Annotated in this window: 16 protein-coding genes; 5 read left to right on the top strand and 11 right to left on the bottom strand. The window is 60.4% G+C overall.

Annotated features, from left to right (window positions below; translation table 11 throughout):
- Nucleotides 1-104: 104 nt before the first annotated feature.
- From FQ755_RS07900 to FQ755_RS07935, 8 genes are all read right to left on the bottom strand, one after another.
- The gene (locus FQ755_RS07900) at nt 105-680 is read right to left on the bottom strand and encodes a recombinase family protein (protein WP_144152836.1); all 576 of its coding nucleotides are present in this window, start codon (nt 678-680) and stop codon (nt 105-107) included.
- A 1,269-nt stretch (nt 681-1,949) separates the two neighbouring features.
- Nucleotides 1,950-4,877, bottom strand: coding sequence for an ATP-binding protein (locus FQ755_RS07905; RefSeq protein WP_144152838.1), 2,928 nt, complete (start codon nt 4,875-4,877; stop codon nt 1,950-1,952).
- A gap of 326 nt (nt 4,878-5,203) precedes the next feature.
- Nucleotides 5,204-6,187 (bottom strand): hypothetical protein, encoded by a 984-nt coding sequence (locus tag FQ755_RS07910; RefSeq protein ID WP_409937252.1) that lies wholly within the window; start codon nt 6,185-6,187, stop codon nt 5,204-5,206.
- A gap of 138 nt (nt 6,188-6,325) precedes the next feature.
- Entirely contained in the window at nt 6,326-7,723 is a 1,398-nt protein-coding gene (gene otsA / locus FQ755_RS07915; RefSeq protein WP_144152967.1) for an alpha,alpha-trehalose-phosphate synthase (UDP-forming), read from the bottom strand.
- A 697-nt stretch (nt 7,724-8,420) separates the two neighbouring features.
- Nucleotides 8,421-9,479 carry a porin gene (locus FQ755_RS07920; protein ID WP_186308448.1) on the bottom strand — a complete coding sequence of 353 codons (1,059 nt, stop codon included), beginning with the start codon at nt 9,477-9,479 and terminating at the stop codon, nt 8,421-8,423.
- A 120-nt stretch (nt 9,480-9,599) separates the two neighbouring features.
- The gene (locus tag FQ755_RS07925; RefSeq protein WP_144152842.1) at nt 9,600-10,433 is read right to left on the bottom strand and encodes an ABC transporter permease; all 834 of its coding nucleotides are present in this window, start codon (nt 10,431-10,433) and stop codon (nt 9,600-9,602) included.
- Nucleotides 10,430-10,864 carry an ATP-binding cassette domain-containing protein gene (locus FQ755_RS38535; RefSeq protein ID WP_144152844.1) on the bottom strand — a complete coding sequence of 145 codons (435 nt, stop codon included), beginning with the start codon at nt 10,862-10,864 and terminating at the stop codon, nt 10,430-10,432. Before FQ755_RS38535 ends, FQ755_RS07925 begins: the two co-directional genes overlap by 4 nt.
- 169 nt (nt 10,865-11,033) lie before the next feature.
- The gene (locus tag FQ755_RS07935; RefSeq protein WP_144152846.1) at nt 11,034-11,618 is read right to left on the bottom strand and encodes a glutathione binding-like protein; all 585 of its coding nucleotides are present in this window, start codon (nt 11,616-11,618) and stop codon (nt 11,034-11,036) included.
- Between the two features lie 126 nt (nt 11,619-11,744).
- Here FQ755_RS07935 and FQ755_RS07940 point away from each other — a divergent pair, with 126 nt between their 5' ends.
- The 4 genes from FQ755_RS07940 (at nt 11,745) to FQ755_RS07955 (ending at nt 14,978) form a co-directional block, all read left to right on the top strand.
- Nucleotides 11,745-12,113 carry a winged helix-turn-helix transcriptional regulator gene (locus FQ755_RS07940; RefSeq protein ID WP_144152848.1) on the top strand — a complete coding sequence of 123 codons (369 nt, stop codon included), beginning with the start codon at nt 11,745-11,747 and terminating at the stop codon, nt 12,111-12,113.
- A gap of 158 nt (nt 12,114-12,271) precedes the next feature.
- Nucleotides 12,272-12,607 (top strand): hypothetical protein, encoded by a 336-nt coding sequence (locus FQ755_RS07945; RefSeq protein WP_144152850.1) that lies wholly within the window; start codon nt 12,272-12,274, stop codon nt 12,605-12,607.
- A gap of 393 nt (nt 12,608-13,000) precedes the next feature.
- Nucleotides 13,001-13,360: a DUF2917 domain-containing protein gene (locus FQ755_RS07950; protein ID WP_144152852.1), complete on the top strand. Its 360-nt coding sequence runs from the start codon at nt 13,001-13,003 to the stop codon at nt 13,358-13,360.
- Between the two features lie 1,261 nt (nt 13,361-14,621).
- Complete coding sequence (locus FQ755_RS07955) at nt 14,622-14,978, top strand: helix-turn-helix domain-containing protein (protein WP_144152854.1); 357 nt, start codon at nt 14,622-14,624, stop codon at nt 14,976-14,978.
- 333 nt (nt 14,979-15,311) lie between these two features.
- On the opposite strand, the gene FQ755_RS07960 is transcribed toward FQ755_RS07955, so the two are convergent.
- The 3 genes from FQ755_RS07960 to FQ755_RS07970 form a co-directional block, all read right to left on the bottom strand.
- Nucleotides 15,312-16,568 carry an MFS transporter gene (locus FQ755_RS07960; protein WP_144152856.1) on the bottom strand — a complete coding sequence of 419 codons (1,257 nt, stop codon included), beginning with the start codon at nt 16,566-16,568 and terminating at the stop codon, nt 15,312-15,314.
- Between the two features lie 33 nt (nt 16,569-16,601).
- Nucleotides 16,602-17,540 (bottom strand): hypothetical protein, encoded by a 939-nt coding sequence (locus tag FQ755_RS07965; protein WP_144152858.1) that lies wholly within the window; start codon nt 17,538-17,540, stop codon nt 16,602-16,604.
- 116 nt (nt 17,541-17,656) lie between these two features.
- A complete protein-coding gene (locus tag FQ755_RS07970; protein WP_144152860.1) occupies nt 17,657-18,571 on the bottom strand; it encodes a helix-turn-helix domain-containing protein in 915 nt (304 codons plus the stop codon).
- Between the two features lie 396 nt (nt 18,572-18,967).
- Here FQ755_RS07970 and FQ755_RS07975 point away from each other — a divergent pair, with 396 nt between their 5' ends.
- Complete coding sequence (locus FQ755_RS07975; RefSeq protein ID WP_144152862.1) at nt 18,968-19,366, top strand: hypothetical protein; 399 nt, start codon at nt 18,968-18,970, stop codon at nt 19,364-19,366.
- Nucleotides 19,367-19,548 lie beyond the last annotated feature (182 nt).

Below are 19,548 nucleotides of genomic sequence, written 5' to 3' on the forward strand. Positions count from 1 at the left end.
TGCTTCCCGTCGTCACGAGCCGGGAAGCAGCCGAAACCAATCGCGTTAGTGCGTGCGGTGACTGTCGTCAGTTGCGGCGCGCTACCACACCGCAACGTCTCCCGTCACCCGCAGATCTCGTCGGCGTCCGCCTGAGCCAACAGCAGGCTGCGCCGCAGCGTACTCGGATGGACATTCAATCTGGCGGCGACAGCGTCCGCGCCTTCCATCTCAAGCAGATGCCGCGCCTCGTCGCACTGCTGCGGGGACAACAACCGACGACGGCCCAATGTTTTACCGCGCTTGCGCGCCGCAGCCAACCCCGCTCGAGTGCGTTCGCTGATCAGCGAACGCTCGAACTGCGCGAGAGCGGCCATCATATGGAACATCAGCACTCCTCCAGAAGAAGTCGTGTCAATGGACTCGTTCAGCGACACAAACTCAACGCCCTTGCCGCCCAGTTCATCGACGAGTTCGACCAGTTTGCGTAGCGAGCGGCCAAGGCGGTCAAGCCGCCATACCACCAACGTGTCACCAGGTGTTATCGCCTGGAGCGCCGAGTCGAGGCCCGGTCGAGAAAAGCGTCCCCCCGAAACGCCATGATCGGAAAACAGACGCGTGCATCCTGCCTTCTCCAACGCCATAATCTGTAAATCAAGGTTTTGGTCTTCCGTTGAAACCCGTGCATATCCGACTCTCATTGTTGTTCGCTGGCGAGTCACGCCAGGCGTCAACGTGGCGAAAAGCGGTTACCCTGACGTCATATGCCAACTTGTTCTCCTTTGTCTGTGACGTTCACCCCAATCTCACACCTGGACGTGGAGACCACGTCCTGAATAATATGTAAGGCCCCGGAGGACCGCTTTCCGCTGAATCGCTAACGTTCGGGACAAGCCTAACCAGAATTGAAGCGAAGCGCTGGCGACGCCTGCAAGCCGTCTTTGCGGCATACCCGTCCGGCACAAAGGAATCACCCATCATCGCTTCGGACAGCCCTTCCGGCAACGCCCGATCATCCGCACGGGATGGCTCATAGTACCGAGATGCAACCGTGCCTCGTGGCACCGTACCGCATATGAAAAGTCGTTCGCGATTTCCGGTGCCGCAGCGTCCTTGGCAATGAGGCGCACCGTGGCGACGCGTTTCAGGCGTATGTCGAGCGGCTTCGTCAGGTGAGTGGCAATCAATGTGGCGCGTGGACTCACAGGCCCTCGATTCCACGGTCGAAACGCGAGCGAATGAGGCATTGCTCCGATTCCACTCTGGCCAAACGCTCTCTGGTCGGGCGCGCATCGTTACGGTGTCTTCTCTCCCGAATGCTTGACTGTGCGCCGCGTCCATCGATCTAAAGGGCGGCGTTGACAGTCAGCCACCGGCTGCTCCTTCCTCGGCTCCGCCCGCGAACGCGCATTCACGTGGCGTACGCAGGGATCCCGCTCATTACAGGCGTGAGCGCCACCGAAGTCGGTCTCGGTGCAGTCGGTCCGCGCCAGGACGTACCACCACCCAGACAGCGCAAATCGAGTCAGGAACAGTACCTGAGTCGACACTGCCAGCGCACTTCTTCCGCGAATTGCAGCTGGAAACGCAGCAGCAAACTCGTCACACGCACCTCTTTCGGTCTGCCAGTCAATGGCTCGCTTGACCCAGAGCCGGCTGTCGCGACTCAATACGGCGCGTCGTCGATCGCCAGCAGCTCGACGCGCCAGCGTTGAAAACTTTTGACTAGCCCACGCCGGGCAACATAGCGACCGCGAGGGCACCGGCCGAACTGATAATAACGATCGACGCGTTCGGCTGAATCAAGAACTGAATGAGATGAGCACACGAGCCAGTCGAGTTGTGCTTCGGGACGTTACAGATAAGAGGGAAGGCCTCCTCAACGCGATCCTCATGGTCGGCGCATCAAGACAAGACCTGCGTCAACGGCAAACTATACACACGGGTAGCCAGTCCCGCTCGCCCGAGGACTAACGGTGCGTGGTCGCCCAGCGCTTCGCCTGCACATCGGCGAGCAGCTTTTCGAGAACGGTCAGATCGACTGGCTTGACGAGATGATGGTCAAAGCCCGCGGCACGTGTCTGTTCCCGGTCCTGCGCCTGGCCCCACCCGGTTATCGCGATCAGCGCCATCGCGTTGTTGCACGGGTCGGCCCGGATACGACGTGCAACCTCGTAGCCATCCATGGTCGGCATCCCGATGTCAAGCAACACCGCCGCCGGCCGGTACTCGTCGATCGCCTCCAGCGCCGAGGCACCATCGGCCATGATGCGCACCGCCGCTCCAAAACATTCGATCAGCATCCCAAGACTGTCCCGAGCGTCCTGGTTGTCATCCACGATCATCACACGCAGATTGCCAAGGTCAGCCGATACGGCATGCCGCGAGGCGACTATGGGCGCAATTTCCGCACTCGATAGGGGCAATGTCACCGTAAAACAGCTGCCGTAACCGAGGCCGGGACTATCGGCTGTAATACTTCCACCGTGCATCTGTACCAGGCGCTGTGCGAGCGACAGGCCGATACCCAGTCCACCCTGGGCGTAGGTTGCACCAGGATCGACCTGCACGAACATCTGGAAAAGTCTGGGCAACTGTTCGGGCGCCAGACCAATTCCGTCGTCCCTCACGCTGATCATCACAGCATCGCCACCACACTGCGCTGTGAGTTCGATCCTGCCGCCATTATCGGTGTACCTCGCAGCATTGTTCAGCAGATTGGCGAACACCTGGGTCAGCCGCACCGCATCGCCGTACACCGGAACTACTCCATCGGATAGCTTCAGATCCAGTCGATGTCCAGCCCGCTGGACTAGTGGCAGGCTGGCATCGACAGCTGCCTTGAGCACTGATCCGAGATCCAGCGCTTCCCGCTTAAGCTCGATAGTGCCGCGTGTGATCCGTGACACTTCGAGCAGGTCATCCACGAGACGGATGATGTGATCCACTTGCCGCTCAAGCATCTCCAGCACCTGTGCCGAATCCGTCGCTGTAGCGGCTAGTCGGAGCAGATCCAGCCCACTGCGGATAGGCGCAAGCGGGTTGCGCAGTTCATGTGCGAGCGTGGCCAGAAACTGGTCCTTCATCCTGTCGGCGTCGCGCAATCGGCCCTCGCTCGCAATGAGGGATGTTTCGGCGCGTGCGTGCTCGATCTGCACCCAGGTACGCTCGCCGACCTCTCCCACCAGGGCGATCTCGTCGGCGGTCCATGACCTTGGCGATACGTCCGCCACTGTCAGGAGGCCAACCGGATTACCGTGCTTCACCAGCGGCACGCACAGATATGCGCCAATCGACAGTCGTGCCGCTAATGCACGATCAGCATCGCTCAGCACCGAACTCGCCGTCACGTTCGCAATCGCCAGCGGGCGCCCGGCGCGTAACGCATTGCTGACGGTCGGCGTATCTTCCAGACGGTAACGTCCCGCCACACTTCGCGCGGCTCCCCGGACGTGGTCCTGTCGAACTACACCATATTCGCCACCCGGCTCGACCTCGTAATAAAACGACCACGTCACATCGAGGTATTCGCCCAGCATCTGAACCGCCTCGCCCTGGATCGCAGCGTCGTCCGCCAGCGGCCGCAACGTGTCGCTGAGTCTCAGCAAAAAGGCTTGCCGGTCATCGTTTCTTCTCGCAATCTCCTCGATCCGCGTCCGCTCGATCAGATCCGCTGCCTGCCGCGCAAGTATGTCGAGCAGGCGCAACTCTCGCCCGCATGGTTCGTGTGGGTAACTCCAGTGCGTCGAGATCATCCCGACTACGGTTCCGTCGCGTGAACAAAGGGGCGTGGTCTGAACGGCGCGGATGCCTGCGCTGAGGAAGGTGGGCCGATCGGAGCCACGGACGATAAAATCACACAGCTCGACATCGGGCACCATGACGCGTTTTTCGGTCCGGAGCGCGGCACCGCACGTTGTTGCCGAGTCCGGGCGGACATGCCGCCAGCGTTCAGCAGCGTCAGGGACGAGGCCATGGTGTGCCAGCAGCCGAAGCTCCCTGACACCCGCCTCAGACATATCGACCATCTGCATCGTGGCGAACTGCGAATGCATCAACCGCGTTGCCGCGTCGACGATCTTGCCGTACAGCGCATCGATCTGCTGTTCGCGGATCAGTTCGTTGCTGATCTCGTGCAGTAGCCGGCTGTCGTCCAGTTCCTGCTTCAAACGCATTGCCGTCTCGGTGATCTCCTCCCCACTCGCGTTGCACAACATATTTCCGGCTTCCGGCCGAAAGCCGATGCTCTGCACGAGCCGGACCTCCGGATCCTCGAACAGCCGCCGTCCGAGTTCCGGGTACGTCGCCAACAGTTGCTCGACATCGTCGTCAAGGAGCAACTCGGGGTGCATGCGGGTGAGATCATGTTCATGATGCAGGAACGACTGCAGCAGGAGGACCTGTTGTGTTCGCGCGTGACCCAACGCCCGCGAAAGTGCCGTGAGACAGCCGGCTGCCTCTTCCGTCTGAAAGAAAACATGTGTGGCGCAGGCAAATATCGAAAGTTCCAGTGCGGGGTCCTCGGGCGGCAGTGTGCCGAACGGCTCCCTGCAGGCCGCACAACGCCCGATATGCTCACGCAACGTCGCCCCTCTGGGCAGGCCCGTGTCAAGCAGCGGCAGCACGCTATCGATGCCGCGCGATCCGGGCTCGTTCGCGGCGCTTTCGAGCGAGACCAGAAAGCCCACATGCCTCGCCACACAATATCGAACCTCACAGAAACGCGACAACCAGACACACAGGCGCTCCCTAAAGCGTTCCGGCAACGGATTATCGAGGTAGGCCACACATGCGAACGCCCAGAGGCGGCGGACCGCCTCCGGGTCTGCGGGCGCCGACTGAAAGAGGTTGGGCAGCACCCCGAGCCGCTGCGTAATGTCGTCCTGAACCGAAATCATTATCTGTATGAGACCTGTGGCGCCCCGGTATCCGGCCAGGGCTGGATGAACCAGCACTCGCTAACTGCCTGAAGAATAGCGCGATTATGGCGCGATATCACCTGAGCACAACAACGCCTCCGCGCTGAACAGACAGATTTCCCATCTTGCCGGCGAACACAACCGCGACGCGAAATGGCGCAGTTGCAGAAGCAAGGCATTAAAAAGCCTTTGATTTCCCGACTGTCAACGGATAGACGCTACAGCGCCGACAGTCTGCAATTTCGCTTCCATCGACCGCGCGCTCAATCGATCACGTTCACCAGCGTCGCCACTCACAGACTTCCTCAGAACCTGTAGCCGATGCCACCGAGTAGCACATCCGTGTCGCGGCTATACCGTGTCACCACCCGGTTCCACGTCACGCGCGCGGCCCAATGGTGACTCATCCGGTACGACGCCGAGAGGGACACGATACCCGACAGGATGCCGTCTCCTGTAGTACGGCTATCAGGATCCTCACCGTGATGGATGGCCGCATAGGCGCCTCCGCCTACACCGAGCGTCAACCGTTCATCCAGGAACGCCCGCGTCAGCCAGAGTTGTACCGTCAGCCCATCCCGACGGGCCACGATCTGATTACCTTCGTGCAGATAGCCGATCGTCACGTCAGTGAAGCGGCCGATGCCCCGCCGGTATTCAATCGCCTCAGCCGCCGAACTCTGGGATTGCAGGCTGTTGAGGATCGTTTCTCCAGCCATCGCCGTGATCTCGTTCTGGGTCACCAAGCCTTGCCGTGGCAACGCGTAATCGCGTGGTCCAGGCGTATCCGGGGCATCAAGCTGGTATCCGATGCCTGCCAGGACCGCACTGGTCGAAGGGCCGCCCGCGATCTGAACCCGGTTCAGTTGCAGATTCATCGTCCAGCGGTGCGACGTGTAATACGTGGCGCGGGCACTGTAGACCATCCCCCAGCCATGCGTATTGGCATACGCGGCACCCTGCTCGGCCGGCACCGTATCGAAATAGCGATAGGGCCCCGCGCCAACGGCGAAAACCAGGCGCCGGCTCGCGAGCGGCAGACGGGCCCAAAATTGGGCGAGGTGGCCGTCGCGATGGTGGCCCGGTATATGGCCTTCATTAAGCCACGTAATACTCCCCGCAAAATACTTCCCGAACCCCTCCTGATAATCCATTGCCCAGGAGTACGAATGTTGTCCGCCTCCGGTCAACGGCCCCGTATAGAGTCCGAACTCCTGGGCAACCGCCGGACCCGATCCGCAGCACACCAGTAGGGCAAACAGCGTCAGCCGGATTTTTCTCACAAACACGCTGGTCAAACGTTGATCCTCCGTTCTGTTAGCCACATCGATAGATCCATACTCGGCGCTCCCTTCCCGAGGCCAATCGGGTGCACGGATGGCGGTCTACGTTGCCCCGGGCAATGCTGTTTCAGAAATGACCCGGCTTCAGTCACCCGCGCCGTGCGATGTATCCGCCAGCGCATCGAGAAAACGGGATGACCACCAGTGCACGTCCTGCTCGCGCACCCGCCTGAGCAACGCATCGTGTCTCCGTACCCGCTCCTCTAGCGGCATCGTCAGTGCCTTCTGGATGGCGTGAGCCGTACCTTGTATGTCATACGGGTTCACGAGCAATGCCTCCTTCAACTGTTCCGCAGCCCCGGCGAAACGCGAGAGCACCAGCATGCCAGGGTCAGCAGGATCCTGCGCCGCGATGAATTCTTTAGCCACCAGGTTCATCCCATCACGCAGTGGCGTCACGAGCGCTACCCGGCTCGCGCGATACAGACCCGGCAGGCGTCTGCGCGCCACGTTGCGGTGAATGTAGCGAACCGGCATCCAGTCCAGCTCACCATAGTCGCCATTAATCGCGCCGCACAGACTGTCCATCTGTCGGCGCAGATCCTCATACGCCCCGACGTCCCCGCGACTGGGTGACGCAATCTGGATCAGCGTCGCGCTATTGTGATTTTCCGGATAGTGGGCGAGCAGTTCACGGAACGCATGGACCCGCTGCGGCAGGCCCTTCGAGTAATCAAGCCGGTCGACACCAAGGAGAAGCCGTCTTCGCGAATACTCCTCACGCATCCGCACGAACATGTCGCGCCCTTCTTTCGCATTGGCCAATGCCGTGAATTCGTCGACATCAATGCCGATCGGGTACGCCCCGATACGCAACGTACGGTTGAAAGCGCGCAACCCGTCTGTGCCGACCCGTTGTGCATGCGCCTCCGATTCGACGTAATGCGTGAAGTGGGTTACGTCGATTTCAGTCTGCAAGCCAACCAGGTCGTAGGCAAACAGCGAGCGCATCAGCCATTCGTGTTCGGGAAGCGCCGCCATGATGAGCGGCGGCGGCATGGGGATATGCAGGAAGAACCCTATCCGGTTACCACACCCCATTGCCCGTAATTCGGCAGCCAGCGGAATCAAGTGATAGTCGTGAACCCAGATCACGTCATCTGGTCTGAGCAGCGCCATCAGCCTGCGGGCAAAGAGCTGGTTCACACGCCGGTATGCCGTGGCAAAGTGTGTATCGAAGTTCGCGAGATCGAGCCGGTAGTGAAAGACCGGCCACAACACGCCGTTGGCATAACCCAGGTAGTACGTATCGTAATCCTGCTGGTTCAGGTCAATGGTGGCCAGCGTGACATTGCCGGAGGCCTGCAGTTGAACATCCGATTGGCCGCCCGATGTGTCCGGCGCATCGCGAATTTTTCCGCTCCAGCCGAACCAGAGCCCACCGGTGCGTTGCAAGCTCTCCTTCAGAGCCACAGCCAGTCCGCCGGCGGCAGCCTTGCGCGGATCAGCAATACGGTTTGAAACAACGACAAGACGACTCACTAGATCTCCATGTCCGCCACCCGGCAGGCGACCTTTATACAACCAGGAACTCACGATGACGCTGCCCGTTCTTCAATCGCCCTTCACATCGCGAACTCAACGTTATCCATATTCCGTCGCAGACCCTCCGATTTCGGAGAGCACGGATACTCCAACACTCACGGATGAGGCAGTCGCTGTGAGCGCGGTTGTCAGCAACGCAGCCTCAATCATATTATTCTTTCGTTCAATATGAGAAGCATTCAAATTTCCCAACGAACGTGAATGGCTGCCAAGATGACATCTGCCGGTAGGGCTCCGCCCCCTTCCTAAGCCGGAGCATGACGTTCGGTCTACCGGCAAGATCGAGCGGTCCTGGACTCGGCGTTATGATTCCTGTGAACGAGCGAAACCCGGCGAAGAACGGATTGAGACTGTCGGACGTGCAAATCTCGTAGCTGTGCGGGCGGCAGATAGCCGAGCCGCGATTGAGGAGCGCAGTTCCACGGCAGGCCGAATTAAGGCGTCGTTTTGATGCTAGTGAGAACCGAAGACAGCTTACGCGCGAACTTGGCATAGATCGCGTAACCGTTTGCTGCCACGCTCGTTCGCTGAATGATTGCATCGATCGAAGAACAAACCTGATTCCCAGAAACGTCCAGGTTATCTTCAGTATCAAAACATATGAACGATACCAGCAATGAACGCAAGCTCATTCTTACCCGGAGCGACAGGAATTCCGCCCCCCCTGCGATCCATTTACAGTAAAACCCGCATCCCGGCCATTTTTCACACCAGCAACCCCGGTATAGACTCCCGTCACCTTCGACGAGCGATAGTCATATCGCAGCCCATAAGACGTGGAATTGCCATCCGAATTTCCCTGCTTCTTATACTGGCCGAAACTAAGCATGAACGCGCCACTTGGGCCAGTCGGAATCTGAGCAGAAATGTCGTAATAAATATTATTTGGAACCGCGTAGGTCGTCGCATTAATCGACTGAACCGCCGACGCCCCGCGGTGGATCACGACAATACCGTCAATCTTCGCGATCCCAAAGTCGTAGGACACGCCAAACAGATCATGGTTGCCGGTGCTCGTCGGTGAACTCGCCGCTAACGTCGATGCAGTTGTGTAGACCTGGCTTTCGTAATCGGCCTCGAGCGCAAATGGCCCGTGCGTATAATACAGCCCAGCCGAGACAACGTTCCCAAGCGTCGACGGCGACGTCGAATCACCGCTCCCCGTGTCCGCGTACATGGCGGAAATCGTAAGCCCAGATAGATTCGGCGACGTGTACAGCACCGAATTGGCCACCTTGGTCGAATTGAAGAAATCGTAGTTATTTGCTGCATGCCCCCAGTCCCAGTGCCCGAGCAGACCGGTTTCGAAGCGAATGAGCCCATACATCTCCGGCGTGTTGTTGAGCCCGACCTGAAACCGTCCGAACACACCGTCCATGCCGACCCATGCTTCGCGGCCGAAAATCTTGTTGGTCTGAGCGGTCGTCCCGTTATTGCCGTTAAAGCCATTTTCCAGGCGGAAGATCACATGGGTGCCACCTCCGATGTCTTCGCTCCCCTGAAATCCCCAGTTCGAGGGAAACACGTTGCTCGTGTCGAGACGGGCGGTACCCGTCCCGCCGCTTCTCGCATACTGGATTGAATTATCGATCGCACCGTACAGCGTCACGCTCGACTGAGCGTAAGCGGACGCTGCCCCTAGCGCTGCGGGCACGGAAAACATCATGTTTATGGCAATTTTCTTTATTGTCATGGCTTGTCCTGAAAGCATGGCCGAGCAGCACAATTCCCCGCGCCATTCCACCGCTTATTATTTAGATATGCGAATTAATTAGATCGAAACAACAGGCTGACTGAATCAGCCCGTCCGCCGTCAATCCGGTCGGCGGTTACTGATATGCCACGGAACAATCCGGCGCTCGGCGAACACGAACGCCCGATTGAGTAAATAGCCGACGATCGCCAGTGTCAGCACACCGACGTATAGATCCACGATCGACATGTTCTGCTGGCTGTTCAGGATGAAATATCCGACGCCACTATTGCCCGCGATCATTTCAGTGAAGACCGTCACCACCAGCGAGATCGCCAGCGACAGGCGCATGCCGACCAGGATCGCCGGCACTGCGTGTGGCAGCGCAACCTTCAGCAGCGATTGCAGCGGCGGAAGGCCGAACGTCCGCGCCGTCTCGTCGAGCGTGCGCGGTGTGCTGCGAAATGCGGCGTAGGTATTCATCAGTACCGGGAAAAACGCGGTGATCGTCACCGCTCCAATCTTCAGGCCTGCGCCCAGTCCGAGAAACAGCATGAGAAGCGGTACGATCGCAGCAATCGGAATCGGGCGCGTCAGCTCGATCAGTGGCTCGAACCGATAATACGCGGCGCGACTGCGGCCAATCAGCGTACCCATCACGATGCCGGCCACGCTACCGATCAGATAGCCGACGGCCATGACAGCCAGTGTGTCACCGAGTTCCACGGGCAGCGAACCCTGCGTGAACACCTCTGCCGCACGCGCGACGACACGGTCCACCGGCGGCAGCACCTGCGCCAGGCCAGGGACCGTACCGGCCAGCACCTGCCAGACAACGAGCAGCAGCCCGACGACGAACCAGCCGATATGACGTACCACGAACAACTGCCACTGCGTCGCCAGCGTGCGCCGGGATGCAATACGACCGCCCGACGTTTTAGTCCCTATGCTCATTGACGCTCCAGAACCTTGTTCAGCAAGACGCCGCGATAGTGGAGAAATTCGGGACTCTCCCGCGTCTCCATTTGCGCGCGCGGACGCGACAGTCGAATCTCGAGGTCCTCGATGACACCCACGCCATGCGGGGCGAGTACCAGTACCCGGTCGGCCAGATAGGCCGCCTCGTCGATGTCGTGTGTCACCAGCGCGACCGTCAGCGCCAGCTCAGTCGCGATCTGGAGCGTGATGTCCTGCAGGCGCGTGCGGCTCAACGCATCGACCGCGCTGAACGGTTCGTCCATGAACAGGAAGCGCGGTCTCGACGCGAGCGCGCGCGCAATCGCGACACGCTGCTGCATGCCGCCCGACAACTCGTGCGGATAACGATTGCGCACGTGACCCAGTTCGACCAGATCGAGCACGTGGTCCGCATAAGCATCGTCCACACGTTCGCCCTGCCGGCACGATAGTCGTCATTCAGATAGTCGATTTCCTTCCAGAGTGCACGTTCACCCGGCGTGCCGTAAATCGCTTCCAGTTGCTCAACATCAGAGATTACGTGTTCCATCGGGCAAGCTTCCCCGGCCATTTGGCGCTCCAGTATAAATGGATTGGTCAGGCAAGCCCCTCTTCGGCGAGAGCCTTGACGACCGATGGCTCTGTCTTCATCCGGGCGAGATAGGCGTCAAGCCGTTCCGGCACCTCGACCCCGAACATGGCCGCCCATGTCAGCATGACGAACAGATAAGGGTCCGCGATTGTCATTCGCTCGCCTACCAGAAATGGCTTGTCGTCGAGCTGTTCGGCGATGGTTGCGAAGCGCCTGTCCAGTATCTTCCGCGCCGTGCCCTTCTCTGCCTGCGGTGCATCGTAGAAGTACGGCCTGAAGTTGCCGTGGATCTCGGTGGTCATGAAAGAAGTGGCTTCCAGCGCGCGCCAGCGCCCGAAGCCATCCTCGGGCAGCAGTCTGCCCGTCAGATGGGCAACGTAGGCGAGAATGGCGAGGTTTTCGGTCAGGACGGTTCCGTCGTCGAGTTCAAGTGCGGGCGTATAGCCCTTCGGATTAATCGTCCAGAAATCGCGGCCGTCGTCGGTCCGCTTGTCTCGACCGACAGCGACAAGCTTGTAGGATAGTCCTGCCTCGATCAGCGCGATGTGGTCGGCCAGGCTGCAGGCACCAGGGGCGTGGTAGAGAATCATGATGGTCTCCTGAATTGACGCGATCGGAAAGACGTTCGAGTTTGACTCGGTCTAGAATGTTGACCGAAGCAATGTAGTTGACCGCCCATCACTCCACAAGAACGCATATTTTCAGGACCAGGTCATATGGAAGTACCCGCCCCGCTCGACGCTCCCCCTGACTGTCATCAGGTCAGCGAGGTTCTTAACCGCGTGGGGGACAAATGGACCATGCAGGTGGTGGTGGCACTTTGCGACCGACCGCGACGGTTCAACGAATTGAAGCGCCAGGTTGGCGGCATCTCACAACAAATGCTCACGCGGACCCTGAAAATGCTTGAGCGCGACGGCATGGTTGAGCGCACGGTCTACCCTACAATCCCGCCGCAGGTCGAGTACACGCTAACGGCGTTAGGTCAATCGCTGTCAGAGCCCGTACGTCAGTTGGCACGATGGGCACGTGCGAATCTCGCAACCATTCATGACAGCCGCGCGAGATACGACTCAAACGGCTGATAAGCATCTGTCCTTCGGGCTGAAGCCTCTCGCCTGGCGGCGCCCTTCCTCATCGGGCCCGATACGGACGAGGGCTTGGCAGACGACACCAAATCCTATGCGATACAGCCTGCAGATCAGGGCTCAGGCGAACTTGCATAACGAGCTAGGACCGAACCATGCTTCCTGCTTACGAAATCCTCTCCCTCTTCTTTTCGCCCGAAGGGCATCTCGCCGAAATCAGACGGCTGGATCTACCCAGCGATGCACCCTGGTATCGAGTCCACCACTGGCTATGGATCGCTCAACGCTCGGTCACGACACTGCAATCCATCGACGCGATAACGTCGCAACCAAAGCAACACCGGAATTTCGAAGAGGCCAGCCTTTCGCTGGATCGAGAAGAACGCGCACAGTTGCGATGGCGTACGGGCGAGCAAATTGGTCTCGTTTCCGCGGCCCCTGACACGCTGCCAGCTCGGAAACATTCGCTGATTCTTGATCATCTCAGTTGAATGGGCCGGGCGCGTCGGCCCCCGACCCACACCTCGCGCGATGGTAGCCGCATCGTAGTTGGCGCACTGCGCCGCAACCCCCGCCAGCGTTCAGCTACGTCAGGATGAGCATTGCATGCATGCGTCCACTACCGCTGTTTTGCGCGGCGACCGGATCAAGAATCATGTTGACAGGTCACGCTCATCGTGGCGATACTCAAGTCTATGAAAACCTCCGCCTTCATCGCGATTCCGATTAGCCGAAATGTATGCCCAATGTGGGCAGCATTCAGGGGCGATTGCGCGCGAAAGATGTGAGACCGATCTAAGCTTTCGCAAGGCCCCGCCGACTCAGGACGGGGCCTTTTGCTTTTTGGGTGTCTTCGTCCGCCGGCTTACATCACGGAGAAGAAGATGAAACCCATAAGCTCGTGCCGCGCTTTTGCTGGTACCTCCCATCACGACACCCGTGAGGACGTCACCCCGAAGATGGTGGTGCACTTCCGCGTGATGCCTGGCCAGACCGTTTCCTGGCGCATCGCTGTGGACTCAGATCTGCGAGCAGACAAGGCACGCCTATGGCTCACCCGGTCGATCTCTTCGTACGACCACTGGCTCGAGCCAGGCGACGTCATTCGCCTAGCGCGCGGCGAACGCGTGTGGTTGAGCACCGACGCCCAAATCGCTGCCAAGGTGTCGCTCACGAGCCGGTACGTACCAGGTGGCAACACGTTGATTCAACTGTTCAGCCGTGTGTTCGTGCCCAGGTCCTGACGTAGTCGCGCTTTCCGGGCGTGCGTAATCGACGGATCGATGACCGATGGATCTGTCGTCGCTGTCGGAAACCGCCTTGTCTGCGTGATCCAGGCCCAGGCAACGCCCGTATCGTGATGGGTATCTGAGGCAACGATGCGATCGCTCCGTTCGACTGCGGCGAACTCGACGCGCTGCCCTGTTAGGGGCAGGAGCGGATCTGCGCCTCACGTTTGATTGCTATCGTCACCCGGAATCTCCGTAGTCCGCTGACGGAGAAACCGGATCCCTCGGGATTACCGCGACTTTCCACGATTTCCGCTTGTCGTCGGTTCCAGACTGTGTAGATAGCCCGCCACCAACTCCCGCCGCAATAACACCACCGTTGGGGCGATGGCCGCTACACGCCGACCCAGTTCAGTTGTCCCACCAGCGCAATCGGACAGCCCCATTGTATGTCCTTCTGGTCATGGAGGCGCCGCACCATGCCATCTCCAGCCAGGTCGGACCCGCCGGTCAGCAGCAGGCGCCGCCTGACAGGCGACCACACCGATGGAGGCTAGGCACGACAGCACGGCCGACGTGAGGGGTAACTCCGAAGATCGCCTGGGAGTAAGTGGACACGCCTCGTCGCGGCAGCGGGTTGGTACCTTGTCAGGCTAGTAGCTGATCCTGTGGCTTTTTACGGCCTCCTGCGCTTTGCGTATCGCCGCGTCACGGGCCTGCCTTCCTGATCTCCCCTCGCCAACAAACGTCGACTGGGTCAGCTCTCCCGTCGCCAACGCGACGTACACCTGGCAGCGAAAGCACCAGGCTCTTATCCATGCCGAAGGATAAAGGATCGCCACATGCTTCTGGTCGAGTCGATGCGTTTCCACGATGTTTCCTGCCATCTGTCCCTGCCCAGGCACCATAGGCCTTCAAACATATCCGGGTACTGTCGTAGGCTGCGCTCAGGAATGTTTCAGTCTTCTCCGAAATGCCGCGAGCCAGCGCGAACGGATGCTCAAAGCCACGCTCTTGCCGGTCGGGTCTCCCGAAGTCTGTCGTTTCAAAGCGGCCGTGGCCGTTCGCGTTCTGAAACTCGTCGGCGCCGTCGACGTAGCCAATCGGCCTGTGCTACAGCATGCGGGGCGAATAGACCCGCCTGTACGCCGTTCATCGCGCCCCCTGATCCGCGCGCAAGTCACCAACCACGCGGGCAATGCTACGAATATCGTAGTATGCCGTGCGTAAATTTGCAACGATATTCGTAGCCTCGCTCGTACCTGGCTATCACTGCATGTCTGCTTCAGAATCTTCTGTGTTCGGGACGCGCCTGAAAGAAGCGCGGCTTCACGCCGGCCTGTCGCAGAGAAAGCTCGGCATCGAGGCCGGGCTGGATCCGTCCGTCGCCAGCACCCGTATTAACCGGTACGAACTGGGCGTGCACGAGGTTGATTATCCGTTTGCGATCCGTCTTGCCAAAGTCCTGCGTGTGCCCGTCGCATACTTTTATGCCGACGACGGGGACCTCTCCCGACTGATCCTTATGTTTGGAGGGATCTCGAAGAAAAAACGGGAAGAACTGATCGCGTTTGCCAACTTCCTGCAAACCGGAAATCCCGAAGAGCAGGTCGATAACCGCAGTCGCGGATAAGCAGAATCACCATCGGGCGTCCGTTCGTGAAAGCATGTACCTGGATGTTGCCACGGCGCCGCGCAACATGATTCCGGTTTTCCTCACAACGTAGCCAGATTGCGCTCAACGACCTGCCCTCCGGGGAGCAGTATTAGCGTAGTTACACGGACGGCGGCGCGGACATGCTTACAGTCGCTTCCCCTTTTGCAATGTTCCCTGCAGCTTGTGCGAACGCTGCAGGCCAGTAATCCTGAAGGTCGGTAACCGCGGTTGAGTATTGAGGAAATCGCCATCAGGCTCGACTTTCCGATCACGGGATTGGGGGCTACGACTGCGCTCGTTTGCGAACCATCATCCACGGGGCGAAGTCTCGACAGAGCACTCCGTTGGCCGACCTGCGGACGTCCGTTGCTGACTCGCCCTGCGCGAAACCGGATAGAGGTGATTCCAGGCGAAGAACGTTCCGAGCGTCCCACACAGGCAAAGCAGCGGCGCGCTCGGCGTACCCGTCGCATCGGCAACCAGCCCGAATATGAAGGGTGTAACTGCTATCGCCAACTGATTGATCGCCATGGCGCCGCCGATCACCTCTCCCACGTTCTCATCGCCGGTTGACTCAGACAGCCAGATAATCCACGGCCCATACCAGCCAAAGCAGAACACGCCCGTGACAACCGAACAGACCACGACCGGCAAACCGCGGAACGAGGCGGGGAGCAGTGCTCCAACCAGCAGCGCGACCGGCATCAGCGCAAGGCATAAAAGCACAACGCGGCGGCGCCCGTCAGCGATGTGATCACTCAACGCCGAGAGCCCGATGCGGGCGAGAGAACCGCTCATCTGGACGACGAACAGGGACCAGGTCGCCTCTGGTGGGGCAACGCCAAAACGATGCCGCACGAACAGGACCCAGAAAACCGAGACGGCTGTCTGCCCGCTGACGAGCATCGCTCCGACAAGTGCAATGCGCCGTAGTCCCGGCTCCCGGAAATGCCCGGCCAGTGCGCTCCACACCGGCGCGGCGCACCGCTGCCGATGGCCGGCCCCCGGTGCGTTGCGGAACACCAGCAGATAGATCAGCCCGGCGCCAGCGATCACCCCGGCGGCTATGACCAGGGCGGCCGACCAGCCGGCACGCGAAATCAGCGACGGGAAAAAAAGCGCCGCGCACGCGCCGCCCAGCGGCAAGGCCGCCTGTCGTATGCCCATCGCAAGGCCCCGCTCCTGCGCGGGAAACCAGTGATAGATCGCCTTGCTCCCGCCCGGCTGGATTGGACTGTATCCCGCTCCCATCAGCAGCATCGCAGCGGTGAGCGCCCCGTAGCCCGTGAAAGCCGAGAGCAACACCATCGACAGGGCGAGTACGAGCATGCCGAGGAAAACCGGCATGCGCTCACCAACCCGGTCAAGTACCGGTCCGATCAGGGCAAGCCCGACAATCGGCACCAGGCTCGACACCGTGGCGAGCGCGCCGATCTGCCGCGCCGAGAGCCCTAAAACATCCTGGGCATAGACGCCCCATGCGCCAATGCCCTGGCTTGCCAGGGCCGCGGCCAGTTGCGTGAGCGTGGATACGCCCAGGATCCACCACCGGTAGCGCTGATGCATCAACCGCCGTCTCCCGCCTTGATAGGTATTCAATCAGGCAATCGCTCGCTCGCGTGCCACGCTCCTGTCGCGCGCATCGGCCTCGACAAGGCGCTTGAAGAGCACACGATAGTACTCAGCCATGTCTTCCAGGAGACCGACGTTCGCCTCCCGCAGCAGACTCCAGTCCGGTTGGAATGCCACTGCCGAGCAGTAGTCCTCGAAGCCACGAACGAGCGACGCGAAGTGGCCGCGCTCGGTGTCGCCCAGATGGTCGTGAATAAACTTGAGATCCTCCTTCCACGACTGCTCCGGGCGTTGCAGCACGTCACGATGCCATCTCGAGAACTTCGCCGCCGCGAAACTGAACTCGCCGTGGTTGTACAGTTCCTCGGGTAACGAAATGATCATCGCCCTTCCCAGATCGTCGCCGTTCTGCCTGTAATAACGCGAGAAGCCGACGAACGCCTTCAGACCGGGGATGTGATAACGGTCCAGCTTCCACTCGTCGGAACCCGCCAGGCGGGTTGCAAAGTCGTCGTAGAGCCGCTGGTGATCGGTTCCTCCGATGCCGACATCTTCATGCGAGACTTCGGAGAGGCGGGTGGCACAACGATAGAGCAGCTCGCGCTGCCAGCCCTGCGCAGACTTTTCCGCAGCCTCGAGCAGGCGGAAGGTCAGCGCGCAGAAGCTCGCCGCGCCCGTACCCGGGCTGCGCCAGTTCCGGAAAAACACGCGCCGGGCCTGATCACCCCACGCGCGAGCGGTGAAGTCCTCGAAAAAGCGCTCGATTGACTGTGCTGCGTCCGCGGCCTGCGTGTACGAATCGGACAGCGCCTGCCTGGCGTCGGGGTTGGAGACAAGGGCAATCTCGGCGTCGACGATCTTTCTCATGCTGTTCATGGCTGAAGCCTCCTGACACATTCCGTATCCAGTGGCTCCGTGCTTTCGGGCGGAGAAGGAATGCGTGAGATCGGGAAGCGCCAGCAGCATGGCCACCGGCGCGGTTCGCGACGCCGGAGCACAACCCCCAGCAAGACCGGCCAGTTGGGCCCGTGTGCGGGCCCTTCAAGCCAGCTCCTGCCGGGCCTTCCAGCGTCTCCCGCAGGCTAGCCGCCCTGCCTGGTACCCGATGTCGTAGAACTGCCAGACATGTCGAATTTCTGCCGAGTATCGAATTCCTGCCGAGTGTCGAATTCCTGCCAGATCCAGTCACCCTCGCGAAGGCGCCGGGGAGATGCGCCAAACGCCCGGCGCATCGCATAGGCAAAATGCGAGGCCGTAGAAAATCCGGTGGTCCCCTGGATATCCACAATCGTCAGTGTCGTGGAGGCCAGCAACCGTCGGGCTTCCGCCACACGGGTCTGGTGAACGTATTGCGCGATGGGCTGCCCCTGCTCCGAGTGAAACCATCGCGCCAGCGTGCGCTCGCTGGTACGAAACTGGCGCGCGAGCGCCTCACACGACAGATCGGCATCGAGGTGGTTCGCAATGAACAACTTCACTTCACGCACCACCGCCCCGGGCTCACCATGCAGTGCGGGTGGCACCGATGTGACGATTCTTCCCACTTCGCGAAGAATCATCTGATCGACTTCCTTATCCCGCAGTCCGGACGCGCCCACCGACTTGCGTCCAAGATGCCCCCGCAACCGCAGCAGGTCCATGAGGAACGAGGACACGCCCCATTTGCGAGAATCACTCAATGACGCGCCGTCATCGGTATGGCCCGCTGCGAGCATTCGCCCCATGTCCAGGTAGTAGCACAGATGCCGCTGCCCGGGACTGGCCATCACCTGGTGAACGCTGTGACCGGGGACCAGCCAGAGACTTCCGCTCGCCAGAACATCTGCACGGGCCCGCCCATCCGACGACACGGAAAACACCCCATCGAGCGGCACGAACAGCATGTCGTCCGCATGTGCGTGGGGACCATTCGAATACTCTGCCCGCTCGTTACACACGACATCGAAATCCATGTTCCCATCACCCGTCACTGTATAGGTCTGTAGGTCGAACTTCATCCAGGTCGCCGCGCGGGTATTCTCCCGCGTCCGTCGGCAACTGCCCGGGGCCCCTGGCTGCGCCGTCCGGGCCTTTCAGCCGACACGTCAAAAAAGCAATGTAGCCGGTTAGCCGCACGCCGACGAACAAGCCACACGCCCGCGATCATCGTGGCATCGATCCTGAACCCGCACCTGATGATCCACGAGTAGAATTCGTCGCTGGCAGTATCTGGCGGCGCAGCCCGGCTGCCAGTTGGCCACCGCCATATAGCGCCGCGCACCTCGCCCAACCCTCCCAAACACGTCTCCGCACGTCCGAACATCGCTTCACACACCACACCGAATGGCACAACCCCGCAAGTCGCCCAAATCGAAGGCCACCCCTCGCACCCCTCGCACCCCTCGCACCGGGCCATGCTGCTGCCTTTGCCTGCGGCTACCGTCCGTAACCTGTTGCTTGAATATCATCTCTCGCTTCTCAGCGTGCGCCGCGGTGCCGGCACAGCCGAGCTTCTGGTCAATCTTGCTCGCGCCATGTACCTGACCTATTTCCTCCAGGAAGCCGGGTACGGAACCCCGTCATTCAGCCAGTTCCACGAGGCCGAAGATGCCATGGAGCGGGCCAACCGCTGGGGCTACGAAACCGGCATCTGGATGCTCGATGACGCCGGTTACCCACTCTTCGAAGCCATCGTGAACCTGCACGACCGGCAACTCGCGAAAGCGCCCGCGCACGCCGTGCTGTCGGCAGACGACCGCCTGAGTCGTTTTGTTGCAGGTTCCCTGCGATCGCCCTTACCCCCCGCCCGGTGACCGCGACCCCAGTGGCGCGCACGAGGCCGAACGCGTGGACTCACGTCAACCTGCGGCCATGTCACGGAATCGGCTTGCCTGCGTGAACATGACACCGCCTTGCGGCAAGCCGATCCACGGAGGCACCCGGCGAGCATACCTCCTGCGTAATATCTGCGCGCCGATGCCCGACATCCTCATGG

This window comes from Paraburkholderia sp. BCC1885, from assembly GCF_900996235.1.
In the GTDB taxonomy this organism is placed as follows: domain Bacteria; phylum Pseudomonadota; class Gammaproteobacteria; order Burkholderiales; family Burkholderiaceae; genus Paraburkholderia.

Excerpts from the sequence above, each read along its gene's own strand:
- FQ755_RS07965 (WP_144152858.1), bottom strand. The coding sequence starts at position 17,540 with ATGCTGCTGGCGCTTCCCGATCTCACGCATTCCTTCTCCGCCCGAAAG.
- FQ755_RS07925 (WP_144152842.1), bottom strand. The coding sequence starts at position 10,433 with ATGAGCATAGGGACTAAAACGTCGGGCGGTCGTATTGCATCCCGGCGC.
- FQ755_RS07905 (WP_144152838.1), bottom strand. The coding sequence starts at position 4,877 with ATGATTTCGGTTCAGGACGACATTACGCAGCGGCTCGGGGTGCTGCCC.
- FQ755_RS07975 (WP_144152862.1), top strand. The coding sequence starts at position 18,968 with ATGCTGCTGCCTTTGCCTGCGGCTACCGTCCGTAACCTGTTGCTTGAA.
- FQ755_RS07920 (WP_186308448.1), bottom strand. The coding sequence starts at position 9,479 with ATGACAATAAAGAAAATTGCCATAAACATGATGTTTTCCGTGCCCGCA.
- FQ755_RS07970 (WP_144152860.1), bottom strand. The coding sequence starts at position 18,571 with ATGAAGTTCGACCTACAGACCTATACAGTGACGGGTGATGGGAACATG.
- FQ755_RS07945 (WP_144152850.1), top strand. The coding sequence starts at position 12,272 with ATGCTTCCTGCTTACGAAATCCTCTCCCTCTTCTTTTCGCCCGAAGGG.
- FQ755_RS07940 (WP_144152848.1), top strand. The coding sequence starts at position 11,745 with ATGGAAGTACCCGCCCCGCTCGACGCTCCCCCTGACTGTCATCAGGTC.
- FQ755_RS07960 (WP_144152856.1), bottom strand. The coding sequence starts at position 16,568 with ATGCATCAGCGCTACCGGTGGTGGATCCTGGGCGTATCCACGCTCACG.
- FQ755_RS07935 (WP_144152846.1), bottom strand. The coding sequence starts at position 11,618 with ATGATTCTCTACCACGCCCCTGGTGCCTGCAGCCTGGCCGACCACATC.
- FQ755_RS07900 (WP_144152836.1), bottom strand. The coding sequence starts at position 680 with ATGAGAGTCGGATATGCACGGGTTTCAACGGAAGACCAAAACCTTGAT.
- FQ755_RS07950 (WP_144152852.1), top strand. The coding sequence starts at position 13,001 with ATGAAACCCATAAGCTCGTGCCGCGCTTTTGCTGGTACCTCCCATCAC.
- FQ755_RS07955 (WP_144152854.1), top strand. The coding sequence starts at position 14,622 with ATGTCTGCTTCAGAATCTTCTGTGTTCGGGACGCGCCTGAAAGAAGCG.